21 protein-coding genes are annotated in these 18,481 nt (G+C 30.3%); 5 read left to right on the plus strand and 16 right to left on the minus strand.

Features of this window, described 5'->3' with window-relative positions; translation table 11 throughout:
• Positions 1-2 precede the first annotated feature (2 nt).
• The 15 genes from AC5SL9_RS06340 to hspQ form a co-directional block, all read right to left on the minus strand.
• Positions 3-1,289, minus strand: coding sequence for a PQQ-dependent sugar dehydrogenase (locus AC5SL9_RS06340; RefSeq protein WP_006997638.1), 1,287 nt, complete (start codon positions 1,287-1,289; stop codon positions 3-5).
• A gap of 132 nt (positions 1,290-1,421) precedes the next feature.
• Positions 1,422-2,375, minus strand: a complete 954-nt coding sequence (locus tag AC5SL9_RS06345; RefSeq protein ID WP_006997637.1) for a 2-hydroxyacid dehydrogenase — start codon at positions 2,373-2,375, stop codon at positions 1,422-1,424.
• Positions 2,376-2,377: 2 nt separating this feature from the next.
• Positions 2,378-3,673, minus strand: coding sequence for a glycolate oxidase subunit GlcF (gene glcF / locus AC5SL9_RS06350; protein WP_006997636.1), 1,296 nt, complete (start codon positions 3,671-3,673; stop codon positions 2,378-2,380).
• The gene (locus AC5SL9_RS06355) at positions 3,673-4,941 is read right to left on the minus strand and encodes an FAD-binding protein (protein WP_006997635.1); all 1,269 of its coding nucleotides are present in this window, start codon (positions 4,939-4,941) and stop codon (positions 3,673-3,675) included. The genes glcF and AC5SL9_RS06355 overlap by 1 nt, the downstream gene beginning before the upstream one ends.
• Entirely contained in the window at positions 4,907-6,403 is a 1,497-nt protein-coding gene (locus AC5SL9_RS06360) for an FAD-linked oxidase C-terminal domain-containing protein (RefSeq protein ID WP_011281593.1), read from the minus strand. Before AC5SL9_RS06360 ends, AC5SL9_RS06355 begins: the two co-directional genes overlap by 35 nt.
• 5 nt (positions 6,404-6,408) lie before the next feature.
• Complete coding sequence (locus AC5SL9_RS06365; RefSeq protein ID WP_271481366.1) at positions 6,409-7,572, minus strand: pyridoxal phosphate-dependent aminotransferase; 1,164 nt, start codon at positions 7,570-7,572, stop codon at positions 6,409-6,411.
• Between the two features lie 73 nt (positions 7,573-7,645).
• Complete coding sequence (locus AC5SL9_RS06370; protein WP_494573996.1) at positions 7,646-8,797, minus strand: alpha-hydroxy acid oxidase; 1,152 nt, start codon at positions 8,795-8,797, stop codon at positions 7,646-7,648.
• Between the two features lie 8 nt (positions 8,798-8,805).
• The gene (locus tag AC5SL9_RS06375) at positions 8,806-9,315 is read right to left on the minus strand and encodes an acyloxyacyl hydrolase (RefSeq protein ID WP_006997631.1); all 510 of its coding nucleotides are present in this window, start codon (positions 9,313-9,315) and stop codon (positions 8,806-8,808) included.
• On the minus strand, positions 9,316-9,696 hold the full coding sequence (locus AC5SL9_RS06380) for a cytochrome c-type biogenesis protein (protein WP_006997630.1): 381 nt from the start codon (positions 9,694-9,696) through the stop codon (positions 9,316-9,318).
• Positions 9,693-10,214 carry a DsbE family thiol:disulfide interchange protein gene (locus tag AC5SL9_RS06385; RefSeq protein ID WP_494573997.1) on the minus strand — a complete coding sequence of 174 codons (522 nt, stop codon included), beginning with the start codon at positions 10,212-10,214 and terminating at the stop codon, positions 9,693-9,695. The genes AC5SL9_RS06380 and AC5SL9_RS06385 overlap by 4 nt, the downstream gene beginning before the upstream one ends.
• A complete protein-coding gene (locus AC5SL9_RS06390) occupies positions 10,211-12,088 on the minus strand; it encodes a heme lyase CcmF/NrfE family subunit (protein ID WP_494573998.1) in 1,878 nt (625 codons plus the stop codon). Before AC5SL9_RS06390 ends, AC5SL9_RS06385 begins: the two co-directional genes overlap by 4 nt.
• A 1-nt stretch (position 12,089) precedes the next feature.
• Entirely contained in the window at positions 12,090-12,509 is a 420-nt protein-coding gene (gene ccmE, locus AC5SL9_RS06395) for a cytochrome c maturation protein CcmE (RefSeq protein ID WP_494573999.1), read from the minus strand.
• 10 nt (positions 12,510-12,519) lie between these two features.
• Positions 12,520-12,747, minus strand: a complete 228-nt coding sequence (locus AC5SL9_RS06400) for a heme exporter protein CcmD (protein WP_006997626.1) — start codon at positions 12,745-12,747, stop codon at positions 12,520-12,522.
• Positions 12,744-13,454, minus strand: coding sequence for a heme ABC transporter permease CcmC (gene ccmC, locus AC5SL9_RS06405; RefSeq protein WP_494574000.1), 711 nt, complete (start codon positions 13,452-13,454; stop codon positions 12,744-12,746). The genes AC5SL9_RS06400 and ccmC overlap by 4 nt, the downstream gene beginning before the upstream one ends.
• Before the next feature lie 183 nt (positions 13,455-13,637).
• A complete protein-coding gene (gene hspQ, locus AC5SL9_RS06410) occupies positions 13,638-13,958 on the minus strand; it encodes a heat shock protein HspQ (protein ID WP_006997624.1) in 321 nt (106 codons plus the stop codon).
• Positions 13,959-14,036: 78 nt separating this feature from the next.
• Here hspQ and AC5SL9_RS06415 point away from each other — a divergent pair, with 78 nt between their 5' ends.
• Together AC5SL9_RS06415 and AC5SL9_RS06420 are read left to right on the plus strand one after the other, a co-directional pair.
• The gene (locus AC5SL9_RS06415) at positions 14,037-14,588 is read left to right on the plus strand and encodes a septation protein A (protein WP_494574001.1); all 552 of its coding nucleotides are present in this window, start codon (positions 14,037-14,039) and stop codon (positions 14,586-14,588) included.
• The gene (locus AC5SL9_RS06420) at positions 14,581-14,925 is read left to right on the plus strand and encodes a DUF2794 domain-containing protein (protein WP_020168913.1); all 345 of its coding nucleotides are present in this window, start codon (positions 14,581-14,583) and stop codon (positions 14,923-14,925) included. Before AC5SL9_RS06415 ends, AC5SL9_RS06420 begins: the two co-directional genes overlap by 8 nt.
• Positions 14,926-14,930: 5 nt before the next feature.
• Here AC5SL9_RS06420 and AC5SL9_RS06425 read toward each other — a convergent pair whose 3' ends face one another.
• The gene (locus AC5SL9_RS06425) at positions 14,931-15,692 is read right to left on the minus strand and encodes a Bax inhibitor-1/YccA family protein (protein WP_020168914.1); all 762 of its coding nucleotides are present in this window, start codon (positions 15,690-15,692) and stop codon (positions 14,931-14,933) included.
• 60 nt (positions 15,693-15,752) lie between these two features.
• Between AC5SL9_RS06425 and AC5SL9_RS06430 the strand changes: the two genes are divergently transcribed.
• The 3 genes from AC5SL9_RS06430 to AC5SL9_RS06440 are packed head-to-tail and all read left to right on the plus strand — an operon-like array spanning position 15,753 to position 18,479.
• The gene (locus AC5SL9_RS06430; protein ID WP_494574002.1) at positions 15,753-16,790 is read left to right on the plus strand and encodes an aldo/keto reductase; all 1,038 of its coding nucleotides are present in this window, start codon (positions 15,753-15,755) and stop codon (positions 16,788-16,790) included.
• Positions 16,781-17,287 carry an invasion associated locus B family protein gene (locus AC5SL9_RS06435; RefSeq protein WP_271564332.1) on the plus strand — a complete coding sequence of 169 codons (507 nt, stop codon included), beginning with the start codon at positions 16,781-16,783 and terminating at the stop codon, positions 17,285-17,287. Before AC5SL9_RS06430 ends, AC5SL9_RS06435 begins: the two co-directional genes overlap by 10 nt.
• A gap of 4 nt (positions 17,288-17,291) precedes the next feature.
• Complete coding sequence (locus AC5SL9_RS06440) at positions 17,292-18,479, plus strand: argininosuccinate synthase (RefSeq protein ID WP_494574003.1); 1,188 nt, start codon at positions 17,292-17,294, stop codon at positions 18,477-18,479.
• The last annotated feature ends 2 nt before the right edge of the window (positions 18,480-18,481 follow it).

Consider the following 18,481-nt stretch of genomic DNA (forward strand, 5'->3'; position numbering starts at 1 on the left):
TATTAACCTTCGTATTTGATTCTGTATACTACTCCAGCTTTATCATCTGACACTAGTATAGAGCCATCAAAGTATTGTTGAACATCAACTGGTCTACCTAAGTAAGTGCCCATTTCAGTCATCCAACCATCAGCAAAAGGTTCTGTCTTTTTAGCATTGCCTTTTGAGTCTAGATAAGTAACCATAACTCTAGCACCTCTAGGTTTTACAGCATTCCATGAACCATGTTGTGCACTAAAAATTGCATTATGGTATTTTTTTGGAAACTGTTTTCCAGTATAAAACATCATTCCTAAGTCAGCAGCATGTGCAACCATCTCAACTTGAGGCTTAACATATCTATCAGCATCTTTTTTTGGAATTGTTTGTCCTTTATACTCATTGGTTCTAACTTCTCCACCACCAGTATACGGGTGACCATACCACATGCCCATTTTAGGCATTCTGTTTAGCTCACCTGGAGGAGTTTCATCTCCCATACCGTCAACTTGGTTATCAGTAAACCATAAAGATCCATCTTTAGGATTAAAAGCGTGACCAACAGAATTTCTTATTCCTGTTGCTACAACTTTTCTATCAAGGTCTCCTGGGAAACGATTAAAGCTAATCATTCCACCAATTCCAGTTTCTTGATATAAATCCAATTTATCAGCTGGAGCTACGTTGTGAGGCTGACCTAAACTAACATAAAGTTTATTGTCTGCTTTATTAACAGCACAAACTCTAGCCGTGTGGTTATAAGATTCCTCCTCAACTGGTATCAAATTACCTTGATCAATAATCGGTACAGCTACAGTGTCAGGACTTTCCATAAAATATTCAGCAGCTGGGAACCATAAAACTCTGTTTCTTTCTGCTACATACAAATGGCCATCATCACTAAAACAAACACCATTGGGGATATCAAACTTAACTGTTGGAGCAAACTGCTCTACAGTATCTGCAATATCATCCATGTCTCTATCAGTTGCTTGCCAAACCTTATCTTTTCTTGTTCCAATCCATACTGTTGTTTTGTTTCTTGCAACAGCCATGTGTCTTGCATCAGGTACTATAGCAAACACACTAATTGAAAACCCAGCAGGCAAATTAATATTTGGCAAAATGTTTTTTTTAACATTTGCAGCAAATTTAGTATCCTGTGGAATTACAATTGCTTGTGTAGCGTCGCCTGATTTATACATACTACTTAACTTTTTAATTGTTGCCTCATCACCAGCAGCAAATACAGAAGTAGCAATTGAGCTTACGAACAAAAAAGTACTTAATGTTGAAAGTATTTTTTTCATTTTCTTCTCTCCTCTATTGTTAATTATTCAATGATCAAGCTTCTCTCAAAACAGAACAAATGTGAATAGGTAAAATTTATATTAATTCCTATAAACATTATAAAAAATAATAACTTTCAATTCCAAGTTGTATTAATTAACTTTATTTTTGCAATTTCCTGTTTTGAAAAACTCATCAATATTGTCTATAGCTAGATTAGCCATAGCAATTCTTGTGTGCTTAGTGGCACTTCCAAGGTGAGGCAAAATAAAAACACTTTTAATCTTCAGATAGCCTGAATTTAAATTTGGTTCACCTTTATAAACATCAAGTCCTGCTGCATAGATTTTTCTTCTATTTAATGCATCTATTAAAGCTTCATCTTCAACAATGTCTCCACGAGCTACATTTGTTATAACCGCACCTGTTGGAAAATATTCTAATGTTTCTTTATTAATTAAATTTTCTGTTTCTTTTGTTGCGGGGCAACAAATTGACAATACATCTGAAACTCCAAAAAGACTTTTAATGCTATCATGATAAATGGCACCTTGTTCTTTTTCGTCACTTAATTTTGATCTGTTGTGATAGTGAATAATCATTCCTAAAGATTTTGCAATTTTTGCAATCTTTTGACCTATTCTCCCCATTCCTAAAATTCCAAGCCTCGTACCAGTTAACTGCTTTCCTATCAAATAATCTGCAGACCATTTCCAGCTACTTTCTTTTGCAGCCTGAATGCCCTCTGGAACTCTTCTACATGCTCCAAGAATTAATAAAATTCCAATCTCAGCTGTGGCATCAGATAAAACCTCTGGTGTATTAGTTACAGCTATTCCTCTTTTTTTGGCTGCTTCTAAATCAATGTTTCCAAATCCAACTGCAAAATTAGAAATTACCTTAATACTGTCTGGAAGTTTGTTTATGGTCTCCTCATCCATTTTATCAGTTAAAGAAGTTAATATTGCATCATGACCTTCACTTAATTCGATAAGCTTTGATTGAGAATATAATTCATCATTGCCATTAAATTTTGCATCAAACATTTTTGAAGCTTTGTCTTCAGATTCTTTTAACAATCTTCGTGTAATTAGAATTTTTTTCATAGTTAGTTTTTTTGTAATATTTTTGGTTTTGGGCCACCAGTATACCAATCTAATATCTCAATGGTATGTAAAATTGGAGTTTTCGTTCCATTAGAAATTTGAGTAATACAACCAATATTTCCAGTTGATATAAAATCTGGTTTCAAACTTTCAATATTTTTTACTTTTTTGCTTAATAGTTCTTTAGCAATTTCAGTTTGCAAAATATTATAAGTTCCAGCAGATCCACAACAGATGTGGCCTTCTGGAATTTCCATAATTTCATTATTTGTTTTTGAAAGTAATGACATGGGTTGACTGTGTACTTTTTGTCCATGTTGCATTGAACATGCAGAATGATAAGCAATTTTGTACTTCTTATCTTTTACTTTAAAATTTAATTTTAAATTAGTATCTAAATATTCAGAAACATCTTTTGTTAAATCAGAAATCACTTTTGCTTTCTTTTTCATTTCTTCATCATCTTTAAAAATGAAACCATAGTCTTTCATGGTAGTTCCACAGCCAGAAGTATTTGATAAAATAGCGTCTAAATTTCCTTTTTGATGTTCGTCATACCAAGTATTAATATTATTTCTAAAATCTTGGTGCGCGTCATCTTCTTTTCCCAAATGATGATTTAATGATCCACAACATCTGATCTTTTTAGGCACAACTACTTCAACTCCATGTCTATTTAAAAGTCTGATTGTTGCCTCATTAATTTGAGGAGAAATTTCTTTTTGAACACATCCAGTTAAAAGAGCAACTCTTGCAATTTTATTTTTACCAGTTGCGGAATAAATTTCTTTTTGTTTTATGGTTTTTTTTGGAAAACTTGTCGGCATCAAATTCATCATATCTTTTATTTTTAATGGCATTAAAAATTTAAAAGGTTTAGCTAATTTAACCATATAACTTGCTAATCTGAAGTATCCTGTATTTGGTAACACTACTGATAAAAAATTTCTAATTGTTCTATCAAAAAAAGATCTTTCATAGTTTTTTTCAATATATTTTTTACCATGATCAATGATGTGCATGTAATTCACTCCAGCAGGACAAGTGGTCATGCAGCTATAGCAAGATAAACATCTATCTATATGTTTTACAGTTTTTGCTGTTGGCTTTTTTTGATTTTCCAACATATCTTTAATCAAATAAATTCTTCCTCGCGGTCCATCTAATTCGTCACCAAATATTTGATGGGTTGGACAAGTTGCATTACAAAAACCACAATGAACACACTTTTTAAAAATTTTTTCTGTTGCAGCGTTGTCACTGTCTTTTAATTGTTTTTCAGTAAAGTTTGTTTGCATTAAATTCCTCTATACATTTTTCCAGGATTAAAAATTCTTTTAGGGTCAAAACTTTTTTTGATCTTTTCTGATATTAAAAGTCTTGTATCATCTACTGTAAAAATTGTTTCTTCGTAATCATATTCATCCGATGTCTTTATGATAGTTAAATAACCACCTAATTCCTTGGTTAATTTTTTAATATCGCTAACCTTAGAGTTCTTCTTTGATTGAACCTCTATCCAATATAATGAGCCACACCAATCAATGTAATATTTATACTTATTACCTAAGAATTGCATCAACTTAGGGCCTTTCGAAGGAGGCACTACTACTCTTAAAAGGTTATTCTTTGTTGATTTGAATATTTCAAGATTATTTATTTTTTTCCAAAATGGTGTTGATTGATGAACATCTAAAACTGTTGTATTCAGCTTACTAAGCTCCAGTTCATTTGTTAAAGCTTTTAATTTTTCATCTATTGAAATTTTATCTCCTTCTATTCTTAGCGCTAAAAATGAACCTTTGTATTTTAAGTCATTAAATTTAAAGACCATCTCTTTGTTTTGGTCATAATTTTCATCTTTGGGTTCTTCAGGAATATAAACAGCTCCAGAGACTTCGCTGCTTGAACTAGATATCTTATCAAATAAATTTTTAACTAATTTTTTATCATCAGTATGTATAGTAATTGTATTAGATAATTTTTTTTTAGGTAGAACCTTCAATGTTATTTCAGTTAAAGCAACTAAAGTTCCAAAAGATCCTGTTACTAGTTTTGATAGATCATAACCTGTAACATTTTTTACAACTGTCCCACCTGATTTAATTATATCTCCTTTACCATTCACACCTCTAAAACCTAATATGTGATCTCTTAAACTTCCTACTTTAAATCTTCGAGAGCCAGCAAAGTTACAAGCTAAATGGCCTGCTATGGTGCCCTTATTTGATTTTCCATTTTCAATAAATCCAAAATCAATAGGCTCAAAAGCAAGTTCTTGATTGTTTTTTTCTAACTCCTTTTCAACTAACTCTAATGGCGTGTTAGCTTTAACCTTAATATATAGTTCTTCAGGCAAATACTCAATTACACCTGACAACTTAGACATAGATAGTTTTTTTGCAGATTGAATGTTGTTACCAATAAAATTTTTTGAACCTGTGCCAATTATTTCTGTTGGTTGGTTTTTTTTGTAAAGTTCCTGAACTAGATTTGAAACTTGCAGCTCATCTTCTGGATAATAAGTATTATTAGAATCTTGGAAGATCTGGGAATTTTTCTTCATTTCTGTGGACATGTACCCTTCCTTCCTCTGCACATTTTCTTAATATTGGATAAACTTTTCCTGGGTTTAGTAAATTTTTTTCATCCAGTGATTTTTTAATATCTAATTGTTGTTGAATATCTGTATTATTAAACATCTCACACATTAGTTCTCTTTTTTCTACTCCTACCCCATGTTCTCCAGTGATCACTCCCCCTAATCTAACGCACGTCTTTAGTATCTCGGCTCCAAATTCCTCTGTTTTTCGCAGTTGTTCTTTATCACTTCCATCAAACATTATTAATGGATGTAAATTTCCATCTCCTGCATGAAAACAATTTGCTACAGGTAATTTGTATTTTTCAGAAAGTCTTTTTATTTCAAGTAAAGCTTCCGCAAGTTTTCCTCTTGGTATGGACCCGTCCATACAATAATAATCTGGTGCCATAGCTCCACATGCTGGAAATGCTGCTTTTCTACCTGCCCAAAATGATAGTCTTTCTTTTTCATTTTTACTTAATTTTAAACTTGAGCAATTATTTTTTTCACAAATACTTCTCACCTGTTTTAATAATTCATCTACCTCAGATTCGGTTCCATCTAATTCTACAATTAATAAAAGTTCCGCATCTCTTGGATATCCTGCTTTACTAAAATTATCTGTTGCCTCTATCAAAGCTTTATCCATTATTTCCATACCTGCTGGAACAATTCCACTTGAAATTATTTCCGATGCTGCATTTCCACCTTCTTCAATTGTTGGAAAGCCTATTAGCGCTGCTTTAACTACTTGAGGGTTTTTTAAAATTTTTACTGTCACTTCAGTAATTACTCCTAATAATCCTTCTGAACCACAAATTAATCCCATTAGATCATACCCTTCTTGATCAAGAGTTTTTCCACCAACTCTACAAACTGTTCCATCCATCATTACCATTTCAACACCTAAAATATTATTAGTTGTCGTTCCATATTTTAGAGAATGAACGCCTCCAGAATTTTCAGCAACATTGCCCCCTATTGAGCATGCAAGTTGACTTGATGGGTCTGGTGCGTAGTAAAAATTTTTATGTTGTACGGCATGTGTTATTCCTAAATTTGTTACACCAGGTTGGGTTACTACACATTTATTTTCAAAATCAATTTCTATAATTTTGTTAAATTTTCCAAGACTTAATAAAATTGCATCATTTAAAGGTAGAGCTCCCCCTGAAAGACCAGTGCCAGCACCTCTTGGTACAACTTTAATATTTTCTTTGTGACAAAACTTTAAAATGTTACTTACTTCTTCAGTGTTTTCTGGCATCACAACAGCGAGTGGTGTTTGTGTATAAGCTGCTAATGCATCAGTTTCATATGGTTTAATATCATCTGCATGACTTAAAACATTTTCTGGATTGATAATTTTTGCAAGATTTTTAAAAATATATTCTTTTTTATTGATCGTTGCTTTGTCAATCTTTGGCAGAACTAATTCACTCATTAGTCTTAGCCTAGCATTTTTTTGATGTTTTCCAATGCGTTAGATATGTTGTCTTGTGAAGCTGCATAGCTAAATCTTACGTAATCTTGGCAAGTTTTACCAAAAGCTGTTCCTGGAACTATTGCTACTCCTGCTTCATGCATACATTTTTTTGCAAATTCTGAACCATTCATTCCTGTTCCAATAACTTTAGGAAATGCATAAAAGGCTCCTCCTGGTAAACTGCATTCCACACCTGGTAAACTATTTAAACCTTCGTGAATCAATTTCCTTCTTTGATCGAATTTTACCATCATTTCATGGATTGCATCATCTGGTCCATCTAAAGCTGCAATTCCTGCAAATTGTGACGGAGCATTAACACATGAAACACTATTAATAATTAGTCTGTTTACATGTGGTATTAATTCTTCTGGCCACACACTCCATCCCATTCTCCATCCAGTCATGGCGTAAGCTTTGCTCCAACCATCTAAAACAATTAATCTATCTTGCAGATCAGGGTAATTAAAAAATGTTGGCATTTCTTTTCCATCATAAATTTGTCTACTGTAAATTTCATCGCTTAGGATTGCTACATGAGGATGTTTTTTTAACCCTTCTGCTAAAACATCTATTGCAGATTTTTCAACAAAACTTCCCGTTGGATTATTAGGGTTAATTAATATTAACAATCTAGTTTTATCTGTAATTAAAGATAGAATTTTTTCTGGATCAAATTTTAAATCTTTATCTTCTGTTAAGTCATAAGGCACTGCAGTTGAGCCTGTATAATTAATCATTGATTCATATATTGGGAATGCTGGTGTTGGATGTATAATTTCTGCACCTGGTTCACCAAAACATTGTATCGCATAATACATTGTTGGTTTCCCACCTGGCATTATCAATACTCTTTCAGGGTCAATATCCTTATTATAAAGTTTTTTAATTTTTCTAGTAACAGCTTGTCTGCACTCTAAAATTCCGTTTGATAAAACATATCCATGATGACCCTCATCTAATGCTTTTTTTGCAGCATCTACTACGTGTTGGGGTGTCTTAAAATCAGGCTGACCTAAACCTAAGTGGATCATTGGTTTGCCTTGTGCTTCTAATTTTTTTGCTTCAGCTAAAACACTAAATGCAGATTCAGTTCCTAGTCTTTGTAAATTTTTTGCTAATTTCATAATAATTTAATTCTAATATCAATATTCTATAATTTAATTTATTTTTTTTATATATAATTTTGATAAGTAAAAACTATTTTCTATAAATTAATTTTGACATATCTAATTCTCTTAAAGTCTTACAACCCATTAATACCATATTTCTATTAATTTCATCATGCATGTTTTGCAATAGACGTTCCACACCTGGTTGACCCCCAGCACTTAAAGCAAATAAAAACATTTTTCCAAAACTGCACGCCGTTGCACCAGCTGCTAAAGCTTTTAAAACATGGGTTCCACGTCTTACACCACCATCTAAAATAATCTCTAATTTATCACCAACAGCCTCTCTAATTGCATTAACTTGGTCAAAGGGTGATCTTGAACCGTCTAATTGTCTACCCCCATGATTTGAAATCATTATTGCTGTACAACCAATATCTATTGCTCTTTTTGCATCTTCAACTGACATCACCCCTTTAAGGGCAAATGGACCGTTCCATCTTTTTACACAGTATTCAGCATCCTTCCAATTCATAGCCGGGTCATATTGTTCATTGATATATTCGATAACTGATTTTGAGATATTTGTTCCTTTATCTGTTTTATTTTTAACATTTGATAATTCAAATTTTTTATGAGTAAAATAATTAAATACCCATTCAGGTTTCATGGCAAAACTCATTAAGCTTTGAAGTGTCAATTTTGGAGGGGTAGTAAAGCCAGTTCTGTGATCTCTTTCTCTGTTTCCAGCAACTAACGTATCAACTGTTAGACACATACCATTAAAACCAGACACTCTACATCTGTCTATTAAGTCGTCCGTAATTGATTGATCTTTATGAACATATAGTTGAAATAATTTTGGTCCATTTGAAATATCAGCAATCTCTTCAATAGTATTATTGGCCATTGTAGACATGCTATAAAAAGTTCCAAACTTTTCAGCAGCTCTTGCTGAGGCTTTGTCACCTTCATGATGGTAAAGTCTTTGCATTGCAGTTGGTGAGAGAAAAACTGGCATATCAATTTTTTTTCCAAAAACAGTTGTAGAAAGATCTGGTTTACCAACACTAGCAAGAATGTTTGGAATTAAATCACAATCATCAAAAGAATCTGTATTTCTTTTTAAAGTTTTTTCATCGTCTGCACCACCATCGATGTAATGAAAAATTGGAGAAGGTAATTTTTTTTTTGCTAATTTTCTAAAGTCATTAAAATTATAGCAGTCTTTTAAGTTCATATGTTCTTTTAAAATGATTTAAAGAAATTAAACATATAACTATTTGCTCCAGGATTTTTTGTTCCCAAGCTAGCATTAGAAAGATGATTATAAGAAAAACCAAGTTGACTGTTGCTTACAAAATCTACAGAAATTTGTAGTTCACTTTTAAATTCTAAAATATGACCCAGATCTTTACCATCACCTTTACTATACAATCCCGGTGCAAAGCTTGGAATAAAATTAATTTTACCTAACTTATATTGAGCTTGAATACCTGTATAAATATATGCAGCAGAGTCCGCAGTCACTAATGCACCCGTTATTGGAGAAATATTACCTAAAAAAGTATCTCTATTTAAATCCTCATTTTGATGTTGAAATCCGATTAATGTTGATTTTTTACCAGTATCACTGAAGTCAAACATTCCAGAATAGACATTAAATTTAGAACTATTTTCTTCTGAATAAACCATTGAAGACAATAGACTAAAAAAAATGATAAAAATAAATTTTGATATTAACTTGGAATGTTTCATTTAAATTTTGTTATTTTTATTAGATATTATTTTTTTATATATTATTGCACCACCAAACAAAAATAACAATAATGGTAATAACCATAAAACATAAGTATTTTTGTTTAACTGGGGATCAAAAATCACCCAATCACCATACTTTTCTCTTAAAAATTGGTATATTTGTTTTTCTTTTAATCCTTCATTAATTTTTCTATCAACAATTAGTTTAATACTGGAGGCAAATTCAGATTCTGAATCGTATACAGACTGACCTTGACAAATTAAACAACGAATATTTTTTAAAATTTTATTTTTTAAAATATCATTTGCTTCATCTGATTTTAACTCAAAAAAGCTTGTGGCTAAAAATAGGATTATAAATATTTTTAAAATTTTCATTTAATAACTAATTTAATTTCATTAACAATTTCTTGATTGATTGGACCAACAAATTTTTTAATTACATTTTTATTTTTATCTATTAAAAAAGTTTCTGGAACTCCATAAGCTCCAAATTCAACTCCTAGAGTTCCATCTTTATCAATTAAAATTCTTGAATATGGATTGCCAAGGTCATTAATAAATTTTTTTGCATTATTAAAATTGTCTCTATAATTTAATCCAATTAACTTAATCGATTGATTTTTACTTAGTTGCATTAATAAGGGGTGTTCTGTTCTACAAGGTACACACCAGGATGCCCAAATATTTACAATATAAAATGTGTTCTCTTCAAAAATCTTATCTGAGTTTATATAACTATTGGAATAAAAGTCCTTAGCTTTAAAAGTTGGGATATTTTTTTTCTCATTAACCTTTGGGGTATAGGTGTTTGGAGTATTTAATCCTTTATAAAAAATAACAAAACAAAAGCTTAAGAAAATAACTACAACAAATAAGCTAAACTTATTTTTCATATCTTTCTTTTAAATAAACTCATTAATCCACCAAGGCATAATAGTAAAACTGAGATCCATATCCAAACCATAAATGGCTTTACTTGATATCTAATATTAAAATATTCATTACCCTTTACAAGGTTCATTACTAAAAACTTATCTTCTAATAATGTTGTTCTTATATCTGCTTCACTGGTAATAATTACAGGTTGATTATAAATTCTAATCTCAGGTTTTAATTCAATAGTTTTGCCATTTTTGTTTTTTATCTCAAAAGATGCAATGATAGAGTTGAAATTACTTTCATTTCTTTCTTCTATCTTTTTAAAAAAAATTTCACCTTTATTATAATCATATCTTTCACCAATTTTTATGTTGGTTATAATTTCTGAGGATAAAATACTATTAAATAGAATACTTAATATTAATAAACTAAAACCAAAGTGTGAAACAGTTTGAGAGATATTATTAAATTTTTTAATAAATAATTCTTTTAAAGTGGCAAAGAAAAGAAAAAAAGCAGCTGAAATTAAAACTGTATAAAAAAGTAAGTCAGCAGTTAAATTTTTTATAATAAAAAAGGTTAACATTACCGAAATTATAAATGTGATAATAAGTGAGTTCTTATTTTCAATTTTTGATTTAATCCATTTAAGTCTTGGTCCAAGAGACATAAATAATAGAAATGGTATTAAAAAAGGAACAATTAATTTTTGATAAAAAGGAGGCCCTACTGATATTTTTTCACTAGATATTACATCTAGAAAAATTGGATATACCGTACCTATTAAAACAACAGCTAAAAAATACATCATAAACCAATTGTTTATTAAGATGGAAGTTTCTCTACTAAGCCAAAAAAAATTATTTGAGCTTTTATTATTTTCTTTGTGAAATATAAAAAATATTCCTAACGATAAGACAATTAGTGCAAATAAAAATATTAATATAAAAATACCTCTTGCAGGATCATTAGCAAATGTATGTACAGAATTTAATATTCCTGATCTTACTAAAAAAGTTCCACACATACTTAGGGTAAAAGTGGTAATAGATAATATGACTACCCAAGATGTTAGTGCAGCTCTTCTTTCTAACACGACAATGCAATGTAACAATGCAGTTAATGTTAGCCACGGCATTAAAGAAACATTTTCAACTGGGTCCCAAAACCAAAACCCTCCCCATCCTAACTCATAATATGCCCAAATTGATCCAAGCATAATTCCTATAGTTAGAAAAATCCAAGAAACTAAAACCCATTTTTTAATATGCTGTCCCCATTCTTTAGTGACATAATTTTGTGTAACTGCCGCAAGGGATGATGAAAATATTATAGAGGTACCAACATAACCTAAATATAAAATTGGGGGATGAATTGCTAATGCTGGATCTTGTAAAATTGGATTAAGACCAAGACCTTCATTAGGAATTGGAAATAAATAATTAAAAGGATTAGATGTCATTAATACAAATAAGAAAAACCCAATAATTATTATTTGCTGAAATAATAATGTTAAAATTCTATATTTTTTAGGTTGTTCTCTTGATTTAATTAAAAATAAAAAAATAAACAAAGTTAATACTAATAACCATAATAACAAACTTCCTTCATGGTTTCCCCAAGTTCCTGAGATTTTATAGAATAATGGTTTAGTTGTGTGAGAATTATTAAAAACAGTCTCATTACTAAAGTCTGATTTTATAAAAGATACAATCAAACTCAAAAAACTCACAATTACAAAAACTAACTGTAGAAATGATAGAGATAATATATTTTGGTTAATCTGCTTATTAGTATTATTAAAGTCTTTAATTGAAACCCCACAAAGCAATACCGAAAGTAGTAACCCTAAAATTAAAGAATAATAACCTATCTGATTAGCTAGCAATTTATTTATCTCCTAAGGCTTCTTTAACTTCTGGGGGCATATAATTTTCATCGTGTTTTGCTAAAATTTTAGTAGCTGTAAAATAATTCTTATCTTTTAAAAAACCTTCAGCAACCACTCCTTTTCCTTCAGCAAATAAATTAGGGACTGCCCCTGAATAAACAACATTAATTTCATTTTTAAAGTCAGTAATAACAAAATTAACTTTATCAGAGTCTATAAAAATCGATTGTTCTTTAACCATCCCACCCACTCTTATTTTTTTTTTATTTAATTCTATTAAAGATTTTATTTCAGATGGGGACTGAAAATATACAACGTTTTCTTTTAATGATTGTAAAACTAAAAAAACTGTTAAAATTACTGAGGCTAAGATTAAAGCTAAAAATACAATTCGTAATTTAACCTTTTTACCATACATGGTTTATTAGTTAAATATTTGATGTATTGGATAATATTTCTCTATTAATATTTTGTGATCTTGCAGCCTTAGCTTTCTCAACATTTAGAGAACCAAATTTAGAAGTAAATCTTTTTTGCTCTTTTGAAAGCTGTAATTTAGTTACAAAGTACAGGGCTGTAAAACTAATCAATGTAAATGAAAAAGCTGACCATACGTAAGCTCCATATCCATTCATTGAAATTATTTCATTTATCATAATCTATCTAATCCTTTATTTTTAATTTTTATCAGTTCTGTATTATATTTCATCAAAAAAATGAGTAATGAAAAAAGGGCAAATGCCGCAGTCATAATGCCCAATGGGACTAGCATTGATGGGTGAATTGCCGTGTTGGTTGATAAAATATTAATTGAAGATGGTTGATGTAACGTGTTCCACCAGTCTACAGAAAATTTAATAATAGGAACATTTACCACTCCTAAAATTGCAATCAAAGAAGTAACCTTTACTACCTGTTCTTTGTCCTCATAAATTCTCCAGGCCAATAAATACATTCCATAAAACAAAGCTAAAATTAACATAGAAGTTATTCTTGCATCCCAAGCCCACCAAGTACCCCAAGTTGGTTTTCCCCAAATTGAACCTGTAACTAATGCTATAATATTAAAAATGAATCCAGAAGGTGCTAAACTTTTAGCAATTAATGCAAAATTTTTATTTTTAAAAACAAAACTTCCAACAGACAAAAAAGCTAAACTTGTAAATATTCCAAGTGATATCCATGCAGCTGGCACATGAACATACATAATTCTTACTGCATCACTTTGTTTATAATCTTCAGGTGAAAGTATAAGCGCTTCTGTTAAACCAATTGTTAGGACAATAATAAATAAAAATAGAACATACTTTGGTGCTTTAGAGGTTATTGCAAAAATTTTATTAGGTTCAAAATATTTAAACATTTTTAAATTATATATATTAAAAAAAAGATAAATTAATTTTTTTTATGGAAGATCATCCTGATCAAGAATGCAGAGGGAGTCAATAATGATAAAAAACGTTATTTAACACTCTTGATCAGAACATGAATATAGATAGCAACTATATATGTCGAAGATTTGAATTAATTGTGTTTGAAAAAAGAATTAATTAGAGGGCTTAAAGTAGCTAGAGCCTCTTTTACCAGAAAAAATCTCTTCAATTAAAGGATGTTTAATTGGATCTTCTGAATCGTCCATTAATAGATTTTGTTCTGAAACATATGCTTCATATGTAATTTCATCATTTTCAGCTAACAAATGATAAAAAGGCTGATCTTTTCTAGGACGAACATTCTTTGGAATAGATTGATACCATTCTTCAGAATTATTAAATTCGAAATCAACATCATAAATTACACCTCTGAACTCAAAGTGTTTATGTTTTACAATGTCTCCTATTGAAAATTTTGCTTTTTGAATTGCCATTGTTATTAATATGGGGGTTTAAAAATAAAAATCAATAAAAAACATTTATATTTTTTTTATTATGTTAATATCTGTCAAGTGAATAAATCTTTTCTTAAATTTGCAACAGACTTTGGGCCTTTAGCCATTTTTTTTTATTATTATTATAATAATGATAAGAATCTAGCAGTTGCGATTCCTCCACTTATAGTTGCAACATTAATTGCACTAGCAGTTGTTTGGTTTTTTGAAAAAAAAATACCTATGATGCCATTAATAAGTGGTATCTTAATTACATTTTTTGGGGGTCTAACAATTTATTTTAATGATCCAGTTTTTATCTATGTAAAGCCAACGATCATTAATATTTTATTTGCCCTTGCTTTATATTTTGGAAAATATTTTACAAAAGAACCTGTCCTTAAAAAAATTATGGGTAAATCAATTGCTCTAACTGATATGGGTTGGGAATTATTAAACAAAAGATGGATGTACTTTTTCTTCTTTCTTGCAATCCTTAATGAATGTGTCTGGAGAACGCAAACAGAAGAGTTTTGGGTTAATTTTAAGGTATGGGGAATGTTACCAATAACCCTTGTCTTTACAGCATTTCAAATATCATTGATTAATAAATTCAAGCTTGATGAATAGAAACTTAAAGCTAGTCGTAAATAATCCTCACAAACAAATAGAAGAAAGACAATTTTTTGAAAAAAATGAACTTAAAATCATTTTAGATCTATATGCAAAAATGGTCTCTGAGGGATCATGGAAAGACTATGGTCTAAACATTTCTAACAGACAGGTTAGTTTTAGTGTCTTTAAAAATGCAGCAGAAAATGCTTTATATAAAATTTGTAAAAACTTTAAACCTAGTAGTAAAAATCTAAAGTATTTAATTACAGACTCTAATGGGAAAGTTTTAAAAAATTCCTTTGATCTAGAAATTTTACTTAAAAATACTAATTGGAAAAACCTTAAGAAATAAAAAGACTATCGTCTTTGACCAAATAATCTTAACAACATTATAAATAAATTTATAAAGTCTAGGTAAAGAGTTAAGGCACCCATTACAGCTTTTTTACCCATCAACTCACCCGTATCGCTTGATACATACATGTTTTTAATTTTTTGAGTGTCATAAGCAGTAAGGCCTACAAAAATTAAAACACCTAGAATTGAAATTACAAAATCCATCATTGAAGATTTTAAGAACATGTTAACAACTGATGCAACAATAATACCAATTAAGCCCATCATTAAAAATGATCCTAATTTTGTAAGATCTCTTTTAGTTGTGTAACCATACAAACTCATTGCACCAAAAGTAATAGAGGTAATAAAGAATACTCTTGTGATACTCGCTCCAGTATAAACTAGGAATATTGAAGATAATGATAGCCCCATTAAAGAAGCAAAAACCCAAAAAGTAGTTTGAGCAGCTGAAGCTGTCATTTTATTAATTCTAGCACTCATGTAAAAAACTACTCCAAGTGGAGCAAGCATAACCACCCATTTAAAACCTGAAAGAAATATAGTATTTCCTAAGCTTGTTAATGCTGTAATTGATCCATTGGCATCTGTTACTACAGATAGTTTGAAAAATATTAAAGATATAAGTCCTGTTAACAAAATACCAGAAGCCATGTAGTTATAGACTTTTAGCATGTAGGCTCTTAAGCCCTCATCCATTACTACAGTTGATTGCTGAGCTTCTTTTACTTTATTTAATATGTTTTGCTTATTGAATTCCATGACACATATATAATAGCCTTTTACTATTATTTCAAGATGTCTTAATAAGATTAAATTATTGTGAATTATAAAAAATTAGGAAATACAGATTTAGAAGTAAGCACTATTTGTCTCGGTACAATGACTTGGGGTGAGCAAAACTCTGAAAATGAGGGTTTCGAACAGATGGATTATGCCTTAGATCAAGGTGTAAATTTTTGGGATACTGCAGAGCTTTATGCTGTTCCTCCAAGAGAAGAAACTTACGGTCATACAGAAATCATAATTGGTAATTGGTTTAAAAAATCCAATAAAAGAGACAAAGTTATTTTAGCAACTAAAGTTGCTGGACCTATGAGAGCCTATTTAAGAGGTGGTGGAAATAATTATGGAATAGAGAAAATGACTCAAGCTGTAAATGATAGTCTAAAAAGACTACAAACAGATTATATCGACCTCTATCAACTACACTGGCCAGAAAGAAATACCAATATGTTTGGAAGATTGGGTTATGAACATAAAGATAATGGAGAATGGAATAAATTTGAAGATGTTTTAGGCAACTTACAAAAATTTGTTGATGCTGGTAAAATTAGAGAAGTGGGTTTATCTAACGAAACACCTTGGGGTGTCTCTAAGTTTTTAGAGTTATCAAAAGAAAAAGGTCTTCCAAGAATGATGTCAATTCAAAATCCTTATAACTTATTAAACAGAACTTATGAAGTTGGTCTTGCTGAAATTTCGGTAAGAGATGAAATTGGTTTATTGGCCTACTCTCCTTTAGCAAGTGGATATTTATCTGGAAAATATAGAAATAATCAAATGCCAAAAAATTCAAGAATTGAACGTGATGGTAGTTTTTGGACTCGGTACGCAAAACCTAATACTGGTAAAGCAGTAGATGCATACTTTGAAATAGCTAAAAAACATAACCTTGATTTAACTCAAATGTCTTTAAAGTTTTGTGAAATACAGTCTTTTATGACAAGTGTTATTATTGGGGCAACTACAATGGAGCAGTTGAAAACCAACGTGGAAAGTGTAAATATAGATTTAACTGATGAAGTAATTAAAGAAATAAATGAAGTACAAACAATTTACCCTAATCCATGTCCATAATTAAAAATTTCATAATCCTAATTATTGTAAGTGTGTTTTCTCTTAGTGCAAATTCACAAGAAGTAAAAAAAATTGGTAAATTTAAAGACTGGGAAACAATGGTTATCACTGAACAAGCAGGTAAAGTTTGTTTTGCTCAATCAGTTCCGGTATTACAAGCTCCAAAATCTAACCCTAGAGAAGCAAGGATGTTTGTTTCATTTAGACCAAGTGAAAAAGTGAGTAATGAAATAAGCATTACTGGTGGCTATGAATTTAACAACAAAAATTCTATTATAGCTACTTCAGGTAAATCTAAATACAAATTTGATATTGCTCAAGAGGGATTTGCTTGGATTGCTGATAACAAACTTGAAAATAAAATGATTAAGACCATGAAGAGAGGATCAAGAATTATGATCACTGGTCATAATCAAAAAGGCTCTCAAACTATAGACCATTATTCATTGTTAGGATTTACTAAAGCCTATAATGCTGCAAAAACTAGCTGCAGTTAATTAAATGAAATCTAAAAAGAAAATTGTACTCGCATATTCTGGCGGACTAGACACTTCTATTATTTTAAAATGGCTTCAAGAAAATTATGATGCAGAAGTTATTTGTTATACTGCAGATGTTGGGCAAGAAATTGATAGAAAAAAAATTATAAAAAATGCCAAAAGACTAGGTGTTAAAAATATCATTATTGAAGATTTAAAAGATACATTTGTAAAAGACTATGTCTTTCCAATGATTAGAGGGCATGCAATTTATGAAGGTGTTTATTTATTGGGTACTTCAATTGCAAGACCTTTAATTGCAAAACGTCAAATTGCTGCCGCTAAAAAATTTGGAGCTTATGCAGTTTCTCATGGTTCAACTGGCAAAGGAAATGATCAAGTGAGATTTGAATTGGGATATCATTACTTCGGTCCAAAAGTAAAAATTATTGCACCATGGAGAATATGGAAATTAAACTCTAGAACAGATTTAATTAAATATGCAAAAAAAAACAATATTCCAATTCCAACAGATAAAAAAGGTGCTCCTCCTTTCTCTATTGATGATAATTTATACCACACATCAACTGAGGGTAAGATTTTAGAAAACCCAAAAAATTCAGCTCCTGAGTTTCTTTTTCAAAGAACAGTATCTCCTGAAAAAGCACCTAACAAAGCTTCATTTGTAACTATAGGATTTAAAAATGGAGACCCCATAACTGTTAATGGTAAAAAACTATCGCCTGGAAATTTGTTAGAAAAACTTAATAATGTTGCCGGCAAAAATGGAATAGGTAGAGTTGATTTAGTTGAAAACAGATTTATTGGGATTAAATCTAGAGGTGTTTATGAAACGCCTGGTGGAACACTTTTAATGTCAGCGCACAGAGCAATTGAGTCTGTTACTTTGGACAAAGAAACTATGCATAAAAAAGATGAAATTATGCCTAAATATGCTGAACTTATTTACAATGGTTACTGGTACTCAAAAGCAAGATTTAAACTTCAAAAAATTGTTGATCTTAAAAAGAATAAAGTTAATGGCTCTGTAAAGCTTAAATTATACAAAGGTAATATCACCATAATGTCTAGACAGACAAAAAGTAATGCTTACTCAATGAAAAAAGTTTCTTTTGAAGAAAATAAAACCTTTAATAAATCAAATGTAGAAAGATTTATTAACTTTCATAAACAAAAGCTTCGTTCATAAAT

It is taken from the genome of Candidatus Pelagibacter sp. PS_37 (assembly GCF_059417825.1).

Bases quoted from the DNA above. Each gene is read 5' to 3' on its own strand.
- AC5SL9_RS06400 (WP_006997626.1), bottom strand. From the start codon at position 12,747: ATGATAAATGAAATAATTTCAATGAATGGATATGGAGCTTACGTATGG.
- ccmE (WP_494573999.1), bottom strand. From the start codon at position 12,509: ATGTATGGTAAAAAGGTTAAATTACGAATTGTATTTTTAGCTTTAATC.
- AC5SL9_RS06435 (WP_271564332.1), top strand. From the start codon at position 16,781: ATGTCCATAATTAAAAATTTCATAATCCTAATTATTGTAAGTGTGTTT.
- hspQ (WP_006997624.1), bottom strand. From the start codon at position 13,958: ATGGCAATTCAAAAAGCAAAATTTTCAATAGGAGACATTGTAAAACAT.
- AC5SL9_RS06340 (WP_006997638.1), bottom strand. From the start codon at position 1,289: ATGAAAAAAATACTTTCAACATTAAGTACTTTTTTGTTCGTAAGCTCA.
- AC5SL9_RS06370 (WP_494573996.1), bottom strand. From the start codon at position 8,797: ATGAACTTAAAAGACTGCTATAATTTTAATGACTTTAGAAAATTAGCA.
- glcF (WP_006997636.1), bottom strand. From the start codon at position 3,673: ATGCAAACAAACTTTACTGAAAAACAATTAAAAGACAGTGACAACGCT.
- ccmC (WP_494574000.1), bottom strand. From the start codon at position 13,454: ATGTTTAAATATTTTGAACCTAATAAAATTTTTGCAATAACCTCTAAA.
- AC5SL9_RS06345 (WP_006997637.1), bottom strand. From the start codon at position 2,375: ATGAAAAAAATTCTAATTACACGAAGATTGTTAAAAGAATCTGAAGAC.
- AC5SL9_RS06425 (WP_020168914.1), bottom strand. From the start codon at position 15,692: ATGGAATTCAATAAGCAAAACATATTAAATAAAGTAAAAGAAGCTCAG.
- AC5SL9_RS06385 (WP_494573997.1), bottom strand. From the start codon at position 10,214: ATGAAAAATAAGTTTAGCTTATTTGTTGTAGTTATTTTCTTAAGCTTT.
- AC5SL9_RS06360 (WP_011281593.1), bottom strand. From the start codon at position 6,403: ATGAGTGAATTAGTTCTGCCAAAGATTGACAAAGCAACGATCAATAAA.
- AC5SL9_RS06375 (WP_006997631.1), bottom strand. From the start codon at position 9,315: ATGAAACATTCCAAGTTAATATCAAAATTTATTTTTATCATTTTTTTT.
- AC5SL9_RS06380 (WP_006997630.1), bottom strand. From the start codon at position 9,696: ATGAAAATTTTAAAAATATTTATAATCCTATTTTTAGCCACAAGCTTT.
- AC5SL9_RS06440 (WP_494574003.1), top strand. From the start codon at position 17,292: ATGAAATCTAAAAAGAAAATTGTACTCGCATATTCTGGCGGACTAGAC.
- AC5SL9_RS06365 (WP_271481366.1), bottom strand. From the start codon at position 7,572: ATGAAATTAGCAAAAAATTTACAAAGACTAGGAACTGAATCTGCATTT.
- AC5SL9_RS06420 (WP_020168913.1), top strand. From the start codon at position 14,581: ATGAATAGAAACTTAAAGCTAGTCGTAAATAATCCTCACAAACAAATA.
- AC5SL9_RS06355 (WP_006997635.1), bottom strand. From the start codon at position 4,941: ATGAAGAAAAATTCCCAGATCTTCCAAGATTCTAATAATACTTATTAT.